Origin of the sequence: Chryseobacterium sp. UNC8MFCol (assembly GCF_000482305.1) — a bacterium.
GTDB lineage: Bacteria > Bacteroidota > Bacteroidia > Flavobacteriales > Weeksellaceae > Chryseobacterium > Chryseobacterium indologenes.
This window is the reverse complement of record NZ_KI535290.1, coordinates 429,161-449,006: the sequence shown is the minus strand read 5'-3', so window position 1 is coordinate 449,006 and position 19,846 is coordinate 429,161. Positions and strand designations below refer to the sequence as shown.

General features: G+C 37.6%; 18 protein-coding genes. 15 read left to right on the top strand and 3 right to left on the bottom strand.

Annotated features, from left to right (window positions below; genetic code table 11):
* Positions 1 to 9 precede the first annotated feature (9 nt).
* The 4 genes from M030_RS0116335 to hemL all read left to right on the top strand — a co-directional run bounded on the left by M030_RS0116335 (position 10) and on the right by hemL (position 3,790).
* Entirely contained in the window at positions 10 to 336 is a 327-nt protein-coding gene (locus M030_RS0116335) for a hypothetical protein (protein WP_027374482.1), read from the top strand.
* 111 nt (positions 337 to 447) lie between these two features.
* Positions 448 to 1,356, top strand: coding sequence for a 1-aminocyclopropane-1-carboxylate deaminase/D-cysteine desulfhydrase (locus tag M030_RS0116330; RefSeq protein ID WP_027374481.1), 909 nt, complete (start codon positions 448 to 450; stop codon positions 1,354 to 1,356).
* Positions 1,357 to 1,371: 15 nt separating this feature from the next.
* Positions 1,372 to 2,430: a glucosaminidase domain-containing protein gene (locus M030_RS0116325; RefSeq protein ID WP_027374480.1), complete on the top strand. Its 1,059-nt coding sequence runs from the start codon at positions 1,372 to 1,374 to the stop codon at positions 2,428 to 2,430.
* Positions 2,431 to 2,500: 70 nt separating this feature from the next.
* On the top strand, positions 2,501 to 3,790 hold the full coding sequence (gene hemL, locus M030_RS0116320) for a glutamate-1-semialdehyde 2,1-aminomutase (RefSeq protein ID WP_027374479.1): 1,290 nt from the start codon (positions 2,501 to 2,503) through the stop codon (positions 3,788 to 3,790).
* A 54-nt stretch (positions 3,791 to 3,844) separates the two neighbouring features.
* Here the strand turns inward: hemL and M030_RS0116315 are convergent, their stop codons facing one another.
* Positions 3,845 to 4,198 carry a hypothetical protein gene (locus tag M030_RS0116315; protein WP_027374478.1) on the bottom strand — a complete coding sequence of 118 codons (354 nt, stop codon included), beginning with the start codon at positions 4,196 to 4,198 and terminating at the stop codon, positions 3,845 to 3,847.
* A gap of 256 nt (positions 4,199 to 4,454) precedes the next feature.
* Here M030_RS0116315 and M030_RS0116310 point away from each other — a divergent pair, with 256 nt between their 5' ends.
* From M030_RS0116310 to M030_RS0116295, 4 genes are all read left to right on the top strand, one after another.
* The gene (locus M030_RS0116310) at positions 4,455 to 5,789 is read left to right on the top strand and encodes an amidohydrolase (RefSeq protein ID WP_027374477.1); all 1,335 of its coding nucleotides are present in this window, start codon (positions 4,455 to 4,457) and stop codon (positions 5,787 to 5,789) included.
* 25 nt (positions 5,790 to 5,814) lie between these two features.
* Positions 5,815 to 6,483 (top strand): ankyrin repeat domain-containing protein, encoded by a 669-nt coding sequence (locus M030_RS0116305; protein ID WP_027374476.1) that lies wholly within the window; start codon positions 5,815 to 5,817, stop codon positions 6,481 to 6,483.
* 145 nt (positions 6,484 to 6,628) lie between these two features.
* Positions 6,629 to 7,474, top strand: coding sequence for a helix-turn-helix domain-containing protein (locus M030_RS0116300; protein ID WP_027374475.1), 846 nt, complete (start codon positions 6,629 to 6,631; stop codon positions 7,472 to 7,474).
* 80 nt (positions 7,475 to 7,554) lie between these two features.
* On the top strand, positions 7,555 to 8,793 hold the full coding sequence (locus M030_RS0116295; RefSeq protein ID WP_027374474.1) for an amidohydrolase: 1,239 nt from the start codon (positions 7,555 to 7,557) through the stop codon (positions 8,791 to 8,793).
* A 331-nt stretch (positions 8,794 to 9,124) separates the two neighbouring features.
* Here M030_RS0116295 and M030_RS0116290 read toward each other — a convergent pair whose 3' ends face one another.
* Both M030_RS0116290 and M030_RS0116285 read right to left on the bottom strand, forming a co-directional pair.
* Positions 9,125 to 10,546: a hypothetical protein gene (locus tag M030_RS0116290; RefSeq protein WP_027374473.1), complete on the bottom strand. Its 1,422-nt coding sequence runs from the start codon at positions 10,544 to 10,546 to the stop codon at positions 9,125 to 9,127.
* Between the two features lie 44 nt (positions 10,547 to 10,590).
* Positions 10,591 to 13,380 (bottom strand): TonB-dependent receptor domain-containing protein, encoded by a 2,790-nt coding sequence (locus M030_RS0116285; protein ID WP_027374472.1) that lies wholly within the window; start codon positions 13,378 to 13,380, stop codon positions 10,591 to 10,593.
* Between the two features lie 325 nt (positions 13,381 to 13,705).
* On the opposite strand from M030_RS0116285, the gene M030_RS0116280 reads away from it, so the two are divergent.
* The 7 genes from M030_RS0116280 (at position 13,706) to M030_RS0116245 (ending at position 19,817) form a co-directional block, all read left to right on the top strand.
* Positions 13,706 to 14,380: a response regulator gene (locus tag M030_RS0116280; RefSeq protein ID WP_027374471.1), complete on the top strand. Its 675-nt coding sequence runs from the start codon at positions 13,706 to 13,708 to the stop codon at positions 14,378 to 14,380.
* Positions 14,381 to 14,427: 47 nt separating this feature from the next.
* A complete protein-coding gene (locus tag M030_RS0116275) occupies positions 14,428 to 15,459 on the top strand; it encodes a sensor histidine kinase (protein ID WP_027374470.1) in 1,032 nt (343 codons plus the stop codon).
* A 133-nt stretch (positions 15,460 to 15,592) separates the two neighbouring features.
* Positions 15,593 to 16,189, top strand: a complete 597-nt coding sequence (locus tag M030_RS0116265; protein ID WP_027374469.1) for an IS1096 element passenger TnpR family protein — start codon at positions 15,593 to 15,595, stop codon at positions 16,187 to 16,189.
* 94 nt (positions 16,190 to 16,283) lie between these two features.
* On the top strand, positions 16,284 to 17,633 hold the full coding sequence (locus M030_RS0116260; protein ID WP_027374468.1) for an alpha-amylase family glycosyl hydrolase: 1,350 nt from the start codon (positions 16,284 to 16,286) through the stop codon (positions 17,631 to 17,633).
* Between the two features lie 137 nt (positions 17,634 to 17,770).
* Positions 17,771 to 18,211: a GreA/GreB family elongation factor gene (locus M030_RS0116255; RefSeq protein ID WP_027374467.1), complete on the top strand. Its 441-nt coding sequence runs from the start codon at positions 17,771 to 17,773 to the stop codon at positions 18,209 to 18,211.
* Positions 18,212 to 18,225: 14 nt separating this feature from the next.
* A complete protein-coding gene (locus M030_RS0116250; RefSeq protein WP_027374466.1) occupies positions 18,226 to 18,876 on the top strand; it encodes a hypothetical protein in 651 nt (216 codons plus the stop codon).
* A 146-nt stretch (positions 18,877 to 19,022) separates the two neighbouring features.
* The gene (locus M030_RS0116245) at positions 19,023 to 19,817 is read left to right on the top strand and encodes a thymidylate synthase (protein WP_027374465.1); all 795 of its coding nucleotides are present in this window, start codon (positions 19,023 to 19,025) and stop codon (positions 19,815 to 19,817) included.
* Positions 19,818 to 19,846: the final 29 nt, after the last annotated feature.

Here is a 19,846-nt window from a genome sequence, read left to right as displayed (position 1 = left end):
TTTGTTACTATGATAATTGTATGCCAAAAGCCATTAAAAAGATTAAAAATTAACGGCATTGCTCTCTTTCCCTTTATCTTTATTAGGAAACCCGAAGATAAGGAAAATAATGTATTGATCAATCACGAGAAAATCCATTTACGGCAACAATTGGAAATGCTCATTATTTTCTTCTACATTTTCTATGTCATTGAATATTATTACTGGCTTTTTAAGCTCAAAGACGGATATCTGGCCTACAAAAGAATATCCTTTGAAAGAGAAGCCTATGCAAAAGAACACGACTTGCATTATCTGAAAAGCAGAAAATTCTGGAGCTTCCGTAAATATATCTGAAATAATGCGGATGAATATTTGAAGTCAACAGAAAATAGGCTTGGCTACACCAATATTTCCAACCAATAAATCTTTTGCTAATTTTGCAATAATTAACATGAGCAGCAAAAAATGCTATTAAAACTCCCTACAGAATCAATTCCGATCCAGGAAATACCTGTTGAAAAAAATATAAAACTCTTTATCAAAAGGGAAGACCTGATTCATCCACAGATTTCAGGAAATAAGTACTGGAAATTGTTTTATAATGTGAATCATTATCTGGAAAAAAAACCTCAGAATCCTTATATTATTACTTTTGGTGGAGCATTTTCCAATCATATTTCAGCGGTTTCAGCGGTTGGAAATTCAGCAGGGATTCCAACATTAGGAATCATAAGGGGAGAAGAGCTGCAACATAAATGGCGTGACAATCCTACTTTGCTTTTTGCGAAAAGAAATGGGATGAATATGAAATTTGTCACCCGCGAAGAATACCGCCACAAAGAAAAACTCACAGAATTCCTTCAACAGGAGTTTCCTGACGCACTGATCGTTCCTGAAGGTGGTACCAATGAAGAAGCTGTACAAGGGGTGAAAATGATGCTCAATGAGCAAACAAAAGATTTTGACTATCTTTGCACCGCAGTAGGAACTGGAGGAACTATTGCCGGAATTTCAAAATTTTGTGAAGACAATCAGAAAGTTATAGGCTGTAAGGTCGTTGATGATGCTTCACTGGAAAATAAAATATTTGAATTAACTTTGAAACGGAACTTTAATCTAATAGATTCAGGTTTTGGAGGTTATGGTAAAATAAATGATGAAAATGTCCGTTTTATCAATGATTTCAAAGAGAAATATGATATTCCTTTAGAACCGATGTATACAGGAAAAATGATGCAGAAGATTTTTGAGATGATTGAAGACAGTTATTTTCCTGAAAACAGCAGGATTTTATGCTTTCATACTGGTGGCTTGCAGGGGATTGAGGGAGCTAATCTGCTTTTAGAAAAACAGAATAGAAATTTAATTATATAAGTAAAATTGAAAAACATGAAAAGACTTTTCCTATCCATAAGCCTTTTAGTTTTATCAAAATTTTCTGCCCAAAACTGGGCAACCGAAGATCAGTACATTCAGAAGTTTGCTAAATATGCCGTAGAAGAAATGGAAAAATATAAAATTCCGGCTTCTATCACATTAGCACAGGGACTTTTGGAAACCGGCGGCGGACAAAGCCGTCTGGCGTTGGAAGGTAAAAACCACTTCGGTATAAAATGTAAAGAAGACTGGACCGGTAAAACAATGAAACATACAGATGATGCACCGAACGAATGCTTCCGTGTGTATGAAGATCCAAGACAGTCGTACGAAGATCATTCTGTATTTCTATCCACAAGAAAGTATTATGCAAACCTTTTCAAGCTGGATATGAAGGATTACAGAGCCTGGGCATATGGATTGAAAAAAGCAGGCTATGCAACCAATCCCCGTTATGCATCTATCCTTATCACCAAGATTGAAAAGTATAAATTATACGAATACGACAATACCAATTCTACAGAAGTATTGTATGCTGTTCTTAAAATGTATCCGGACCTGAAAGACGACAGATCTTTTATGGCACAGCTTGAACCTTCAAAATATGCTAAAAAAGCTAAAGAACCGGTTACCGTAGAAGTACCTTATAAACAGACTTCTTACGCACAGCAACAAAAGAGAGTAGAGAGAATCAAAACCAAGGCGGAGATTCTCAACTCAATTCTTATCAAAAGTCACCCGAACGACGGGCTAAAATATATCGTAATTCCTGAAGATACCAATATACAGTTTATTGCCAACAAATTTAAAGTCAGCGAAGGCAGACTGAAAAAATGGAATGAACTGGAAAATGACGCGCTCAAGAAAAATGATATTGTTTTCCTGGAGTCTAAAAATTCATCAGGAAATACCGCTACCTACAAAGCCGAATCAGGCGAGGATATGCATGATATCGCTCAGAAATTCGGAATCAAATTACATAAATTATATGCTAAAAACAGAATGGATGAAGGACAACAGCCATCTGCAGGGCAGCTGATTTATCTGATTGATAAAAAACCAAGAAATTAATTTTTTGTTGAGAGTTTATTGTTGACAGTTACATGCCAATCAAGAACTGTCAACCAGCAACTAAGTATATATGAAATATCAAAGAAGTTCGGCTTTATTTGATGAAGCCTACAAATACATTCCGGGAGGCGTTAACTCACCGGTGAGAGCATTCAAATCTGTGGGAGGAGTTCCCGTTTTCATGAAATCAGCAAAAGGTGCTTACCTTACTGATGCAGATGACAACACCTATATCGATTACATCAATTCATGGGGACCTGCGATTTTAGGTCATACCCATCCTGAAGTGTTGGAAGATTTGAAGCTACAGGCCGAAAAAGGATTTTCTTTCGGTGCTCCTACAGAACTTGAAACCGAGATTGCAAAATTCATCATCGAAAACGTTCCGAATATCGATCAGATCAGAATGGTTTCTTCAGGAACAGAAGCCTGTATGAGCGCGATCAGGCTGGCAAGAGGATATACAGGAAGAGATAAAATTGTGAAATTTGAAGGGTGCTATCACGGACATTCAGATTCATTCCTGATTAAAGCGGGAAGTGGAGCTGCAACTTTTGGTAATCCCAATTCTCCGGGAGTGACAGCAGGTACGGCTAAGGATACTTTACTGGCTCGTTACAACGATTTTGAACAGGTAGAAGATTTGTTCCGTCATAATGCAGGAGAGATTGCCGCAGTTATTATTGAGCCGGTGGCAGGAAATATGGGATGTGTTTTACCGGAAAATAATTTCCTTCAGAACCTGAGAAGAATCTGTGATGAAAATGGTGCTTTATTGATTTTCGATGAGGTAATGACAGGCTTCAGACTCGCTTTCGGAGGTGCACAGGAACTTTTCAACGTAAAAGCTGATCTTGTAACGTACGGAAAAGTTATCGGTGGAGGACTGCCGGTAGGAGCTTTTGCCGGAAGAAATGAAATCATGGACCATCTGGCTCCCAAAGGAGGAGTATATCAGGCAGGAACATTAAGTGGAAATCCTTTAGCGATGAGAGCAGGATTGAAAACCCTTCAGCTGATTAAAAATGATCCTGAATTTTTCAACAGATTAGCCAAGACAACAGAAATGCTGGATTTTGAAATCGGGAAGATTTTAAATGAAAAAGGGATTGCCCATAAGATCAACAGAAAAGGCTCTATGATGTCTGTATTCTTCCATACCAACAGAGTATCTAACTTTGATGAAGCACAGGAAGCCAATCATTCATTATTCAATAATTTCTTCCACCAGATGCTGACGAACGGAATATATCTTCCGCCAAGTGGTTATGAAACATATTTCATCAGTGATGCGATCAAAGAGAAGGAAATTGATATGACACTGGAAGCAGTGAGGAAATTTGAATATTCAAATAAATAAAAACAAGAGACCGGCTTTTCAACCGGTCTCTTGTTTTTAGGGTAATGCCTTAAATTACGCGAAACCATAGCACAGAAGACACATCCAGCGTCCTTCCTTATTGGCTTCATCAGCATCAAATATATAAAGGCCTTTACTTTGGATATGTTCTCTTTGGCTCAAGGCATCTCCTCCGGAAGCGTCAGTAATGTATATGATAGCTCCATCCTGCTCTTTTCCATACAATGTATTGCCTTTCTCCGTAAGTTCTGCCCGGGTTAATCTCGGAGGTAATAAACCAGCAATCGTTAAAACTTCTTTTTTAGCACTGACATCAAGAGTTGCTTTAGGATTTTCAGTATTAATGCCGGTTTGTGCAAATAATACAGAAGCTGCACCCATCAAAATAAAACCAATAATTTTTTTCATATATTTTTTCTTGCAAAGATAAATTTTAATAAAAAAATATAGTTTTATTTTGTTTGTATAAAAAATATTAAAGCTACCTATCTGAAATATAAAAAATGTTTTATCAAATCCTTGTAATAAAAAAATGATAAACAATGAATTTTTGTGCTGTTTATTCTTAAAGCCGTCGAGAAAGCATAAATGATACAGATTTTGTGATAAACCGTACACTGTGTTCCTATCCGTTCTTTTTAATTTTGTAATAAATAGATTGGATATGAAGAGCTCAGACCATAATATATCTCGTAAGGATTTTTTAAAAGGCTCCGCATGGGCCGTAGCGGGATTCACTTTATTACCTGGTATTATGACAGCATCACCTTTTTTTAAGGATAAGAATATTTCGGCAAAAGGAAAAATCAGCCTTAAAAATGTTCGCCTGGAAACAGGTTTTACCTATGAGGATGGAGAAGTCGTTTCAACAAAAACGGATTTATTTTGTGTAGAAGTTGAAAACGGTAAGATCACCAAGGTTGCACCGAACCAACCGAGCGCCAAAGGGGTAGACGCCAAGGGATTTTTAATGCTTCCGGCATTTAAAGATATGCATATCCATTTAGATAAAACTTTTTATGGCGATAAGTGGCAGGCAGTCCGCAAAAGAACAGGAGGAATCAAAGGGATGATAGAACTGGAGCAGAAAATGCTTCCTGAAATGCTTAAAAACTCAACCTTTAAGGCAGAGAAAATGATAGAATTATTGCAGTCAAAAGGAACTTCATATGCAAGAAGTCATGTGAATATTGAGCCAACTTCAAAACTGCAGTCATTAAAGAACCTCCAGAAAGCCCTGGATAATAAAAAGCAAGGATTTGGAGCGGAATTGGTCGCATTTCCGCAACATGGAGTGTTTTATACGGATTCAGCACCTTATCTGAAAGAGGCTGCTAAGATGGATGTTGATTTTATCGGTGGAGTAGACCCTTTCAATGTTGACGGAAATATCGAAAAAGTAGTAGACTTTACTGTTCAGCTGGCTTTAGACAACAACAAAGGAATTGATATTCACCTGCATGAAACAGGAGAATCCGGACTGAAAACTGTAGAATACCTGATCAAAAAGGTGAATGAAAACCCTGCTTTAAAAGGCAAAACATACCTAAGCCACTGTTTTATTCTGGCAAAACTGGAAGCATCCAGGCAGGAAGAAGTTGCTGAAAAATTAGCTGAGGCTCAGATCGGAATTGTTTCTACCATTCCTTTCGGAAGACTGGTAATGCCGATTCCGACTTTATACAAACATAATGTAACGGTACTGACGGGGAATGACAGTATTGTAGACCATTGGAATACATTCGGAACCGGAAGTGTTCTGGAAAAGGCTAATTTAATGGCCCAGGTATATGGATATTCTACAGAGTTTGCCTTATCTAGAAGTTTAAAACTCGCTACAGGGAACGTACTTCCATTGGATGATAAAGGAACTCAGCAATGGCCTAAAGCCGGAGACCCGGCCAACTTTGTATTGCTGAATGCAAGCTGCTCAGCAGAAGCTGTATCAAGAATTTCAAATGTGGAATCACTGGTACATCAGGGAAATGTTGTTTTTTAATCATTAACCTCAAAAATGAAAAGCTATGAAAATCCTGGTATTTCTTTTGGCGTTTGGAAGCCTGAATGCCTGTGAAGTGAAATCTGATAGTCATTCAAAAGAAAATATTATGCAACAGACCCGTATTACAGATCTGGTAAAGAAAAATGATCTTACTGGCGTAAAGTCGGCTTTGGAGAACGGTACTGATGTGAATACCCAGGACAAAAAAGGACGTTCTTTACTTTTGATAGCTACCCTGGAAAATAAACCGGAAATGGCAAAGCTTCTGATTTCCCATAAAGCAGATGTTAACCTTCAGGATAAGCAGCTGGACAGTCCGTTTTTGTATGCCGGAGCAAGTGGACAAACAGAATTGGTCAGATTATTTCTGGAAAACGGAGCGCGTTTTGATGTTTTCAACAGGTATAACGGTACCGCTTTGATTCCTGCCTGTGAGCGTGGACATGTGGAAACGGTGAAAGTATTGGTGAAAACAAAAGGCTTCCCGGTCAATCATGTTAACCGTTTAGGCTGGACCGCCTTAATGGAAGCCGTAATTCTTGGAAACGGCTCGCAAAAATATCAGGAAATTGTACAGATCTTAAAGGATAACGGTGCGGATCTCAATATTCCTGACCATTCTGGAAAAACGCCTTTGCAGCATGCAGAATCATTGGGTTTTAAAGAGATTGCCGCAATCTTAAGATCTTAACGCCGGATTTTGATCAAACAGTAGAAATTTCAGACATATAATTTAGTTGATATTTAACCACAAAAGACTCGGGATTTGTTTCTTTTGTGGTTATTTTAATTTTTCTCCGGGGAATTTTATTAATTTTAAGAGAAATTAAGGTAGTGTGAGTTATCATACAGATCATTTTCCTATTTTAGGAATTCAGGAGTTCAGCGAAAATCAGCTTATGGGCTGTAATTTGTTGTTTAATGAACTTTACGGGGCACGTTCCATCGATGATCCCCATAAACACGATTTTTTTATCATCAACCTTTTTGAGCACGGAGTAGGTTCCCACACGATAGATTTTACGGAATATCAGATAAAAAACCATCAGATTCATCTTGTTTTTCCGGATCAGGTTCATCAATGGGTTATTGAAAAGGAAACGATAGGATACCAGCTGATGATCAGCAGGGATTGGTTTGAAAGCTTTCTGCCTTCATTGAGGTTTTCCGCTTCTTATTACCAGAATCATCCGGTTATTAACCTTTCAAAGGACGTTTTTGAAACTTTCCGGTATGAATTTAAAGCTATTCAAAAAGAACTGACAGGCGAAAAAGTCTTTTGGGAGCTTATCCAGAAAAGGAGTGAGCTTATTGGGCTATTGGTAAGCCAGTGTATGGAAGGTGCCTTTAAAGATTTTGAAATGTATCATTCCAATCCTATCATCTCCAGATTTTTGCAGCTGATTGATGAGCATTTTAAAACGGAAAGGTCCGTATCTTTCTATGCTGATAAGCTGAACATTTCTGCCAATTATCTGAATATTGTCTGCAAGAAGAACCTGAATTCCTCCGCTTCGTCATTGATTCAGGACCGTATTTTACTGGAAGCAAAACGGCTTTTGAAAGTCTCGGAAATGTCTGTGAAAGACATTGTATATGATCTTGGCTTTTACGACCATGCCAGCTTTTCAAAATTCTTCAAAGCACAAACAGGGATGACGCCTTCTCAGTTTAAAGAATAATCTGTACAAAACAAGACATAATTGATACACCGGTTTTGAATACAAGCTGGTGTAATTTTGTATTGTTAAAATATTACATCATGCAATTTCCCTATCAATTAACTGCAAAAGGAAAATATTCCCTGAAAAATGTCCGCCTGGAAACAGGTTTTGAATACGAAAATGAAGAGGTAACCGGAACAAAAACAGATCTTTTCAGTATCGAAATTGAAGACGGGAAAATACAAGCAGTAAAATCTAACGAACCTTCTTCTAACGCAATTGATGCGAAAGGATATCTGATGCTTCCAGCTTTCAGAGATATGCATATCCATTTGGATAAAACATGGTACGGACTTCCATGGCAAACGCTTTCCCCAAAAAGAAAAACGGTGAAGGATATGATTGCCTACGAACAGGAAATCATCCCTGAACTGTTGAAGACTTCAGTGGAAAGAGCAGAGCAGCTGATCAGTTTATTACAGCATTACGGAACCCATTTTGTCAGAACCCATTTCAATATTGACCCCACTTCAGGATTGAAATCTCTGGAGCATCTGGAGCAGGCCCTGAACAATAAGAAAGATTCTTTTAAAACAGAATTGGTCGCCTTTCCTCAACATGGAATCTATTATACGGATACAGTTCCTTTACTGAAAGAAGCCGCACAAATGAAAAGTGTTGATTTTATAGGGGGATTGGATCCGTTCAGTATCGACGGAAGTATTGAAAAGGTAATGGATTTCACTGTACAATTAGCGTTAGATCATCATAAAGGAATTGATATCCATCTTCATGAAGCAGGAGAGTCCGGGATAAAGACCATCAATTATCTTATCGATAAAGCACTCGAAAATCCTGAATTACAAGGTAAGACTTTTGTAAGCCATGCTTTTGCGCTGGGACATCTTTCACCAAAAGAAACAGAGCAGATTGCTGAAAGACTGGCAGAAGGTAAAGTGGGAATCGCATCATCGATACCTTTCAGAGGAACCATTATGCCTGTTCCGACATTGAAGAAATATGGGGTAAATGTTTTAGTAGGAAATGATAATGTACAGGACTATTGGAGTACTTTCGGATCTGGCAACATGCTTCAGAAAGCAAATCTTATTGCAGAATTATATGGTTATGCCACAGAATTTGCATTGTCAAGGGCTTTACAGTTTGCCACTCAAAGCATTCTTCCTTTGGATGATAAAGGAAATCAGCAATGGCCGAAGGCCGGAGATGAGGCGGCTATTGTTTTGGCTGATGCGTCATGTTCTGCAGAAGCTGTTTCCAGAATGTCGCCGATAGAAGCCCTGATGAATGACGGGAATCTGTTTTGGAGAAAATAATGATATAGTATATTTTTTTATACACTTGTTTTTTGTAATGGGTCACCGGAATTTTCCGGTGGCCTTTTTATCAATATTGACATCAGGAGGAGCGGGCTTTAGCTCACTCAAATATAATAATCCAGATTTCATTGGCTTTAGCCGAAATTTAATAAAGCAATAGAAATTAACGAGAACTTATATCGTTAACATTGGATATTGATGTCTTCTAATATTAACATCTCTTAATGTAAAATATTCCTGAAATCTGTTATTTAACGTAATTATACAAAAAAAGCCTTCGAAAAATACTTCCGAAAGCTCTTTATAAAATTAATCTAACTACTATATTTTATAGGTTGTAGTTTGTCCAACCTGCATACCAGGTATCACTAGCATCAGCTACAGCCCCTCTGTATGTTACCGGTTTGAACCAAGAAGTCAACTTAGCATGAGTAAATGTTCCTCCTGTCAATAGTGGTGAACCAGATGCAGGAGAGAAGTTTGGAGTTGTTCCTGCAGGAGCCCATGCACCCGCCAGTTTTACGTCAGCTGTATACGCAAGGATGGTATTTCCTTTAGAATTAAATAACGTCGTAAGGTTATCCAAAGTGTATCCTGTAGAAGAAGAAGTAGAAGCTCCGTATTTTAAAGGAGTTGTGTTTCCTGCTAAAATATTGTTTTCAAAAGCAAGGCTTCCACTGGTAAGGTTCTTATCTGTAGGTGTTCCTTTAGTGGCATCAACAAATAAACCGATCGGGAATCCTGTAAATACAGAATTGAATACAGAAATTGAAGAGTTTCTTCTGATCTGTAATCCATGTTGGAATAAAGAGTTGATAGATCCTGCGTTTGTACTGGTACTTGAAGAATTGATTGGCCCGATAATCGTCATATTCGAGAACGTAGCCGATGTCTGAGGCGTTAAAGCAGATCCGTTAGCATCATTGTCGGACTCAAATCCGTTTGAACCGGAAACGTCTGCTACCTGAGGGTCTCTTACCGCAATACCAAACTGGATATTTCCGGAGAAACCGTTATCTGTATCGAAATCATCATCAAGACCTTTGTAAGAAATTAGGTGAGAACAGTTTACCGTTCCTCCGAACCATTCAAAACTATCGTCATTAGCATAAGCAACTTCTACATAATCTACAACAGTACCGTTACCAACACCTCCGAAAGTAATTCCGTTAATCTCTTTATCTGGTAAGAATGCATAGCCTGCATATTCTACTCTCACATATTTTAAAACTCCACTGTTATCAGCGGCATTGTTACCTCCGTAAAGACCCAGACCTTCAGTGTTGTTGATTCCTCCTTCAATCTCTCCAACGCCTGCCTGGTTGTTGAAAGAAGCATTGGTAGGAGCATTTCCTAAGATCACCAATCCTGCCCAGTCACCTCTTTTTGGACTTGGTTTGTCTGATGTGAAAATAATTGGGTTGGCAGCAGTACCTTCTGCCATGATTTTACTTCCTCTTGTAATAATTAGAGCACCATTTTTATCAGCTTCACCTACAATTTTAGTACCCGGCTCGATTGTTAAAGTTGCTCCGTTTGTTACATATACTAGTCCTCTCAGCTTATAGATTTTATTAGCTTTAAGCGTAAGATTGGATGTGATTTTTCCTGAAAGAATAAGGTTTTCAGAATCTCCGTTTCCGTTACCTCCACCCTGAATGATGGTTGGTCCATCTTCTTCTATGTTTCTACATGCGGTAGTGGATACCAAAGCACCAAGCATTAAAGAATATAAAACGAACTTTTTCATGTTATAAAGAATTAAATTATTTTTATTAGATTATATTGACTGTATTAAAAATTGTATCCCAGTGTTAAACTGATATTGGTTCCTGTTACTCTTTCTATAGCAAGAGCATCTTTGCTGTCGTACTTACCATTGTCGTTAAGGTCATGATAGAATTTGGCACGACGGTTCAGGATATCGGAAACATTAAGTTTGATTTCACCTTTTTTGTTCCAGATCTTTTTAGCTACCTGGAAATCCAGAAGAGGTCTTGGAGCTTCCCAGATTGGTGGAACCTGGTCATTTCCTACATAAAGGATTCTTCTTCCGATCATATTGAAAAGCACTGTAGAAGACCATCCTGATTTTTCAGCGTCATACTGAAGGCTCAGGTTGATGGTGTAAGGAGACTGTCCTTGCATTGGTCTGTCAATTTTAGTAGCTTCATCCGTTACTTTGTTTTTGATGTAAGCGAAGTTTCCACCCAATGTGAAATTTCTCAAAGCACTTGTGAAATCAAGTTTTTTTCTGAATTCAGCTTCAATTCCATAGGCATCGGCCTTATCTACGTTAAGGTAGTTGAAGGTATTACTTGTTCCTACACCAGACTGGTTGAAATAAAGTTCGATTGGTTTTTTGAAGTTCTTATAAAATGCTGCCACTGAGAAAATCTCTCCTGTTCTCGGGTAATATTCCCAACGAAGATCTGCATTGGTGATTTTTGTTCTTTCAATAAATTTGTTACCAATTACCGTAGCACCTAAATCAAAATCATAATATGCTAAAGGAGAAACCTCTCTGAATTCCGGTCTTACCACAGTTTGAGAACCTGCAAGACGGATGTTCATCTTTGGATTTACCTTAAAGGTAAGGTTAAGGGCAGGTAAGAAGTCTGTGACACGCGTGTTTACAAAACGGTCATCACTCTTTTTTGCACTTCCCACTAACTGGTCAAAATTTTCAACTCTCAATCCCCAAACCGCTCTCAACCAAGGGGTAAAGTTATTGTCGAACTGTAAATATCCTGCGTTAAGAATCGTATTGGCAATATATCTGTACTGGTTTCCGGCGATTTCATCAAATGTAAACCTCCCGTCTGTACCAAAATTTTCAGGATTGAAAATATTTTCGAATGATTGAGAAAGTAATCCCTGGTTATATCTTTCAAGTCTCACAGAAAATGGTCTTGAATTATATATCCTGTCTTTTACCTGGAACAAATATCCACCTTTAATGGTTTGTTTTTCTCCGAATAACGTAAAAGTCTTGGATACGTCTCCACCGGCATTATACAGGTAATCACTCAACGTAGAATAGAAAACACTACCTGATTTTTGAGAAAGACCGTTAGAGATCAAAGCAAGGTAAGGGCTACCAGCCATTTCAGGGTGTTGGTTGTATTGTAAACGCTGCAATAACGGGATATACTGATCCAGTATTCCAAAGCTTCCGTACCAGTTAAAAGTAAGTCCGCCAAGAGCATCTATCTTATGAGTACCATTGATGGTAGAGTTGTAAAAAGTAGTCTGTTTAAATCCAATTTCTCTGGCGATAATATTGGTTCCGTTTACCGGGTCAAATTCAAAGTCCTTTCCTGTTCTGAAGGACATATGGTTCACGGTATTATTGGTAATAATGTTTTTTAAGGAGATTTTGTTGTTGTTATTGAGCTTCAAAGAAAGGTTCAACATTCCCCCAAGGATAACATCGTTGCTGTATTTTTCAGTATAATAATCAAAGTTGGTATCAGCCAGTTGATCATTGATCGTAAAGAAGCGGTTAGTGGATTCGGTTCTTCTTTTGTTATTGCTATAGTTTAAAACGGCAATCACTCCAAGATCCTTCCCGAAAACTTTAGTATTGAAACCTCCGTCTAATTGTAAACTTACATTTTCCGGATAACCTACACTGTTGAATCCAAAGTTTTTAGTAAATCCTTTACCGATCTCAGTTTTTTGAGCTTCGTTCAAAATACTGAATCCGTTCTTTGCCGGCATATTCGTAGGAAGTTTTCTGAAACCGTCGTCAATACCTAAAAAGTCCCATTTCCCACCTTTCTGCATCAAAAATTCCTGTCCCATGGTGATCGTGTTTCCTCCTACACCTACCTGTACATTGAAGAAATCTTTATTAGGAATGTCTTTAGTATTTACCTGGATCAAACCGCCTCCCCATTCACCTGTATATTCAGGAATAAATGTTTTGTTGATTACCAGGGTTTCAATAACGTTGGCCGGGAAAAGGTCAAATGAAAAAGTCTTTCTGTCCGGTTCAGTACTCGATAACTGAATACCATTCAACATGGCCTGGTTATAACGATCGGATAAACCTCTTACAACGATGTATTTTCCGTCAAACAAACTCACCCCTGAAACTCTTTTCAGAACCTCTCCTGTGTTTCTGTCCGGACTTCTCTTAATCGCTTCCACTCCGATTACCTGTGAAACCACACCTGCATTCTTTTGTAAGCCGATGGTAGAGGCAATGGTTTCTTTTCTAGCATTGGATCTGATGACAACTCCATCGATTTCCTTTTCTTTCAAAGACGGTTTGTCCATCACAATATCAAGATGAGTGTTACCTTCATTTTTTACAATAACCTCACTGATTTCCTTCTTGTTATATCCATTGGAGGATACCGTTATAATATAATTGGTTCCGGGCGAGAGATTGATAGAGTAGTAGCCGGAAATGTCAGTTGTTACTTCCTGATCATTTACTTTTACCTTTACTCCCTGTATAGGAGTGTTGTCTTTCTCATCCAATACCCTACCTTCCAGAATCTGACTTTGTGCAAAAGCATAGCCAGCAGAAAACAAGGCAAGTAGCATAATGCTCTTGTGGAGTTGTTTTTTCATTTTACTTCTCTTTACTTCTTTTTCAAGGGCAAAATAAAGGCTAAGTTTTTAAGAAAACTTTAGGAGAATTTTAATTAATTGTGAAGTTTAAGTTAATAGATAACTCTAATTTTTTGTTGTGGAAATATGTTTCTTATGATGTTATTTTTTTTGTTTATTTCAAACTTTGTTTCGTATATTTGGTTTATGTGTATTTTTTACCTTCTTTTATTATTAATTTTTAAATTAAAAGCTGGTGGAAGGTTTTTTAATAATTAGTTAACATAACATAAATGAAGAAGCCCGACGAAAATAACTACTTTTGTGGGAATTCTTAAACTAGAAGATGAGCAAAAAAATTCTTTTAATAGACGACGAACTGGACATTTTAGAGATTCTGTCTTACAATTTGGAAAAAGAAGGTTATGATATCTATACCGCCACCAATGGTAACGAAGGTATAGAAAAAGCAAAGGAAATTATTCCGGATCTGATCCTACTAGATGTAATGATGCCTGAGAAAGATGGTATTGAAACCTGTCAGGAACTTCGTAAAGTGAAAGAACTTCAAAAAACACTTATTGTTTTCCTTTCCGCAAGAAGCGAAGAGTTTTCCCAGTTGGCAGGCTTCCAGGCTGGTGCCAATGATTATATCGTAAAACTGATCAAACCGAAAATCCTTATCTCCAAAGTAAACGCATTATTACAGTTGACCTCTCAGGTTTCCGATAATGCAAAACTTATTGAAATCGGTGACCTTGTTATTGATAAAGATAACTTCAGAGTTTCCAAAGCCGGTCAGCAGTTTCTTCTTCCTAAAAAGGAGTTTGATCTGCTTTACCTTTTGGCTTCCAACACAGAAAAAGTTTTCAAAAGAGAAGAAATTCTGGAAAAAGTCTGGGGCAATGATGTGATTGTAGGAGAGAGAACCATTGATGTCCATATCAGAAGACTTAGAGAAAAATTAGGGATCAATACCATTCAGACTTTAAAAGGAATCGGATATAAACTGATCGTTTAATCATTTAAAAATCCTAACTTTACGTTCAATCTTAAAACGTTGTAAAATTGAAATTTTACAGGCTTACTCTTGTTGCCTCATGTCTGCTGACATTGGTAATGCTTTTCTTAGTAGTTATTTTTGACTCACTAAAGGATATCTATTACAGCACTCCGTACTTTACAACGGGCCTTGTAATATGTATTGTCCTGATCTTTATTATTAATTGTGTAGTACTGGAGCTGCTTTTCAATTATTACGGTAGAAAACAGGTAAAAGGACTTTCCCAGATTCTCCCTCAGGAAATTGTGCATGATAACGACGAAAATATCACCATTAAAGAACTGGGAGAAAGATTTTCCGATTTTAACCAACAAAAGGTGACAGAAATCGATATGATGAAGGAAATGGAAAGTTACCGTAAAGAATACATCGGAAATGTATCTCACGAGCTTAAGACACCTCTGTTTTCTATCCAGGGTTACGTTGAAACCCTGAGGGAAGGCGGTGTGGATAATCTTACCATCAGAGACAAATATCTTGAAAGAATCGATATTTCCGTTGAAAGACTTATCGCCATTGTCACGGATCTTGATATGATCAACAGGTTGGAGGCCGGAGAGATCAACCTTACCGTTTCCAGATTTGATGTAAACCTTCTTATCAGTGAAATCTTTGACCTTCTTGACCTGGAAGCAGAGAAACACAACACGACGATGCAAATTCAAACCCTGCATCCACAGATTTTTGTTGAAGCAGACAAACAGAAAATTTCACAGGTATTTATTAATCTTATTTCCAATGCCATTCACTATGCCAACAGGCAGGAAGCAAAGGTGATTGTAAAAACCAGTGTTTTAAAAAATAAAGTCCTGATTGAAGTCATCGACAACGGAATGGGGATCAAATCTGAAATTCTTCCAAGGATTTTCGAAAGATTTTATCGTGTCGAAACCAGCAGAAGCAGGAGAGAAGGCGGTTCCGGGTTGGGATTAGCTATCGTAAAGCATATTCTTGAGGCTCATAACGAAAACATTACCGTAGAAAGCGTTTATCTAGAAGGAACCAAGTTTAGTTTTATGCTTGAAAAAAGTAAATAATTCCGGCAAAATGTAAGAAAAAAAAATATTTTAAAAAATCCAGAAATATTTTTTTGTCACATGTCATTTATTATATATTTGCACCAGAGATTTATCATAATTATAAAGGCAAAAAGTAATTTAAGAAACTGATATGGTTTACAAGATCCGCGTAATATTAGATGCGAAAGAGGATATTTTCCGCGACATTGAAGTTAAGGGAAAACAAACGTTATGGAACTTACATTTAGGAATTAAAAGTGCATTCAGTCTGCAGGGCGATGAGCTTTCTACGTTTAATCTGTTAGAAAATGACGGAACGATAGTAAAAAGTGTTCCATTGGAAGATATGAGTGATGATGGTGATGGCGAGATCATGTCAGACGTATACATTGATGAAGCTTTTGAAAATGTAGGCGACAAAGCACAATTCCAGTACGGGCTTCTTGATCTTTGGGAGTTCTTCTGTGAACTTATAGAAGTCATTGAAGAAACAAAAGCAGTAAATTACCCGATTACAGTATACAGATTTGGAAATGTTCCTCTAAAAGCGCCTAGCAAAAACGGGAGTGCAGGTGGTTCTAAAAAGAAATCAGCAATGCCTTTGACGGATGATGAGTTTGGCTTCGATGATGATTTCGGTGCCACCGGAAATTTCTCTGATGAGGACGACAGCTTCGATGACGAGGAAGAAGAAGACTACAATGATGATGTCTTCGATGATGAGGATGATAACGACGACGAAAGGTAAGAGTGAAATACAATATAGGCCCCGGATTTTAATCCGGGGCTTTTTTTAGCCTTTCACCTGAAAAACAATCCCTACTTTTGTTAAAAATAGATTAATGAAAAAATTAATTTTATTAGCTATCATTGGTCTGGGAATTGTTTCCTGTACCACTCAAAAAAGAACCAAAAAAATGACAGTATTGCCAAAAGATTGGAAACATACCACAAATATCTACGAAGTAAATATCAGACAATATACCCAGGAAGGAACTTTTAAAGCATTTGCAAAAGAAATGCCCCGATTGAAGTCAATGGGCGTGCAGACACTTTGGTTGATGCCCATTACACCGATTGCTCAACACAATAAAAAAGGAAGTCTGGGAAGTCCGTATGCTGCCGCTGATTACACCTCTGTTAATCCTGAATTTGGGACTCTGGATGATTTTAAAGATATGGTGAATGAAGCACATCGATTGGGATTTAAGGTTATTATTGACTGGGTAGCCAATCATACCGGTTGGGATCATGTATGGACAAAAATACATCCTGAATTTTATATAAAAGATCCGGACGGAAAATTCCATATTGCTTCCGGCATGGATGACATCATCGAACTGGATTACAAAAATCAGGAGATGAGGCAAGCTATGATTGAAGCTATGAAATTCTGGGTGAGAGAAACTAGTATTGACGGTTTCAGATGCGACCTGGCTTCGTGGGTAGAAGTAGATTTCTGGGAGCAGGCGCGTCCCGAAGTAGAAAAAATAAAACCCCTTTTCTGGCTGGGAGAATTTGATGAGTTGGAAAGCCCAGAGTACGGAAAAGTCTTTGATGCCAGCTACTCATGGAAATGGATGCACAAGTCGGCAGATTACTACAAAAACAATGAACCTCTTCAGGAATTAAAAGATTTACTCATTCAATATTCCAATATCGGAGATGCTTCGATGAGAGCATGGTTTACCTCTAATCATGATGAAAACTCGTGGAACGGCTCAGAATATGAAAAATATGCAGTAATTGCCAAGCCTATGGCGGTTTTTTCAGCAACATGGAATGGTATTCCGCTATTGTATTCAGGACAGGAGCTTCCCAATATGAAAAGACTGGAATTCTTTGAGAAAGATGCCATTAAATGGACCAATACCTATCTGATGGCTGATTTCTATAAAACATTGTTGAACTTAAAAGCATCCAATCCTGCATTAAGAGGCGGAGATCCTAATGTTACTACCTATTTCCTGAATACAACAGCCAATGATAAGATTCTTGCGTATGTACGGAAAAACGGAGAGAATGAAGTGTTGGTTGTCTTGAATATGTCGAAAGAACCTGTAGATTTCACGATAGAAGATCAGAACTTATCCGGAGCTTTCAATAATGTTTTCGATAAAACGAGAAGAAATTTTGACGAAGGTAAAGCCTTCAGTTTCAAAGTTTCAGACTACGTCGTTTTTGAAAAGTGAATAGTGGAACCTTTACTGTTTCGTATTCAACAATGACATCTTAATTACTATCATTAAAGCGGTACTCCAAGAGTGGCAAGATCCGCGACCTTGAAGGGACGATCGAAGTATCATAACCAAAAGCCCGATAACAACCCATGAACAAACAAGAAATAATCAACATCGTAAAAACAAAAATATCAGACAAAATACAGTATTTTGAAAATCTTATTGCTGAAACAAGGGCCTCCAATAACGATACAAAAAGCTCAATGGGAGATAAATATGAAACCGGTCGTGAAATGCTTCAGCAGGAAATCAACAATCTTCAACGCCAGCTGAATGAAGTACTGAATCAACAGGCGATCCTACAGAAAATAACTGCTGATCCTTCAGAGAAAGTTCAGAATGGTGCCATAGTCAAAACGGATAAAGGTTTGTTTTACATTTCTGCTTCCATGGGAGAAATCAGATCTGAAAATCAGAAGGTCATGACGGTATCTGCAGAATCACCTCTGGTAAAAGCGATGTTTGGCAAGAAAATGGGAGAGACATTTACCATCAATACTATCAATCAGACCATTGAAAATATCTGGTAGTTAATTTTATCATTATGAAATATAAAAATGTACTTCTCTTTGCCTTTTTATTAGGCAGTTTTTGGATCCATGCACAAATTCGTGCCGGTGTTTCGGCAAAAAGTTATGACCTTACCTCTGTCAGCCTTACCGTAGATGATTTTATTATTACAATAGATTCCCAGGGAGCCATTACAGATTTCCATTCCCCGAAGCAGAACGGAAGAATTGATTATTATGACAACAGCAGTTTTGATCAGTACAGAGCCGGAAAAATTAAAAGTATCGGCAATATAAGAATAGATTACTGGGACGACATGGATCAGCAAAGTGAGAAATACGGTAAAATAAAAAGTATCGGTAATATCAGGTTCGAATATTGGGACAACCCTGTTTTCAATGAAGAAAAATTCGGGAAAGTAAAGAAAATAGGAAGTTATACTATCGATTACTGGCCTAAGGATATTATGGATAACAGCAGATACGGAAAAATTAAATCTATAGGGAATATTTCCGTTGATTATGGGTTGAAGGATATTATCGACGACAGCCAATATCAGAAACTGATTAAATTTGGTCCGGTACGCCTTGATTACTGGAATGATAAATTCATTGAGAAATCAAAATATGGACAGGTAAAATCCATCAACGGCAATAATGATGATATCAGTGTTTTTATATTATAAAAAATTATCCGATAAAGTTGATCTCTAGTATGCAGATACACAATGTCTAATAGATAAGAGATATTCGTCTCATAAAAAGCATTCATCATATGGGTGCTTTTTTTAATGCTTTTTTACTAAATTTGAACCATAAAATTCCTTTCAAAATGCAAAATTACCTGGATCTTTTACAACATATTTTAGACAACGGAACAGATAAAACCGATAGAACAGGCACCGGTACAAGGAGTGTGTTCGGATATCAGCTGAGATATGATTTGTCAGAAGGTTTTCCTTTGGTAACTACTAAAAAAGTGCATTTGAAATCAATTATCTATGAGCTGCTTTGGTTTTTGAACGGAGATACCAATATCAAATACCTTAACGATCATGGAGTAAGTATCTGGGATGAATGGGCAGATGAAAACGGAGATTTAGGTCCCGTATATGGCGCCCAATGGAGAAGCTGGCATGGAGCAGACGGAAAAGTGGTAGATCAGATTACAGAAGTGATCGACCAGATCAAAAAAAATCCCGATTCGAGAAGGCTGATCGTATCAGCATGGAATGTTGCCGAAATTCCGAATATGGCGCTGGCACCTTGTCACGCTCTATTTCAGTTTTATGTGGCAGACGGAAAATTATCATTACAGCTTTATCAGAGAAGTGCCGATGTTTTCCTTGGTGTACCGTTCAATATTGCAAGTTATGCTTTATTATTAATGATGGTGGCCCAGGTTTGTGATCTTGAAGTAGGAGATTATGTCCACAGTTTCGGGGATGTTCATATTTATAATAATCATTTCGAACAGGTAAACAGACAGCTTTCCAGAGAAACAAGACCGCTTCCGACAATGAAGCTGAATCCTGATATCAAGGATATTTTCAATTTCAAATTTGAAGACTTTACGTTGGAAAACTATGATCCGCATCCGGGGATCAAAGCTCCTGTAGCGGTTTAATATTTCCGGTATTCTTTTTTTAATTGCTA

What these genes read in the sequence shown, in the direction of transcription:
- M030_RS0116335 (WP_027374482.1), top strand. Translation starts at nt 10, where the DNA reads ATGATAATTGTATGCCAAAAGCCATTAAAAAGATTAAAAATTAACGGC.
- M030_RS0116330 (WP_027374481.1), top strand. Translation starts at nt 448, where the DNA reads ATGCTATTAAAACTCCCTACAGAATCAATTCCGATCCAGGAAATACCT.
- M030_RS0116325 (WP_027374480.1), top strand. Translation starts at nt 1,372, where the DNA reads ATGAAAAGACTTTTCCTATCCATAAGCCTTTTAGTTTTATCAAAATTT.
- hemL (WP_027374479.1), top strand. Translation starts at nt 2,501, where the DNA reads ATGAAATATCAAAGAAGTTCGGCTTTATTTGATGAAGCCTACAAATAC.
- M030_RS0116315 (WP_027374478.1), bottom strand. Translation starts at nt 4,198, where the DNA reads ATGAAAAAAATTATTGGTTTTATTTTGATGGGTGCAGCTTCTGTATTA.
- M030_RS0116310 (WP_027374477.1), top strand. Translation starts at nt 4,455, where the DNA reads ATGAAGAGCTCAGACCATAATATATCTCGTAAGGATTTTTTAAAAGGC.
- M030_RS0116305 (WP_027374476.1), top strand. Translation starts at nt 5,815, where the DNA reads ATGAAAATCCTGGTATTTCTTTTGGCGTTTGGAAGCCTGAATGCCTGT.
- M030_RS0116295 (WP_027374474.1), top strand. Translation starts at nt 7,555, where the DNA reads ATGCAATTTCCCTATCAATTAACTGCAAAAGGAAAATATTCCCTGAAA.
- M030_RS0116290 (WP_027374473.1), bottom strand. Translation starts at nt 10,546, where the DNA reads ATGAAAAAGTTCGTTTTATATTCTTTAATGCTTGGTGCTTTGGTATCC.
- M030_RS0116285 (WP_027374472.1), bottom strand. Translation starts at nt 13,380, where the DNA reads ATGAAAAAACAACTCCACAAGAGCATTATGCTACTTGCCTTGTTTTCT.
- M030_RS0116280 (WP_027374471.1), top strand. Translation starts at nt 13,706, where the DNA reads ATGAGCAAAAAAATTCTTTTAATAGACGACGAACTGGACATTTTAGAG.
- M030_RS0116265 (WP_027374469.1), top strand. Translation starts at nt 15,593, where the DNA reads ATGGTTTACAAGATCCGCGTAATATTAGATGCGAAAGAGGATATTTTC.
- M030_RS0116260 (WP_027374468.1), top strand. Translation starts at nt 16,284, where the DNA reads ATGAAAAAATTAATTTTATTAGCTATCATTGGTCTGGGAATTGTTTCC.
- M030_RS0116255 (WP_027374467.1), top strand. Translation starts at nt 17,771, where the DNA reads ATGAACAAACAAGAAATAATCAACATCGTAAAAACAAAAATATCAGAC.
- M030_RS0116250 (WP_027374466.1), top strand. Translation starts at nt 18,226, where the DNA reads ATGAAATATAAAAATGTACTTCTCTTTGCCTTTTTATTAGGCAGTTTT.
- M030_RS0116245 (WP_027374465.1), top strand. Translation starts at nt 19,023, where the DNA reads ATGCAAAATTACCTGGATCTTTTACAACATATTTTAGACAACGGAACA.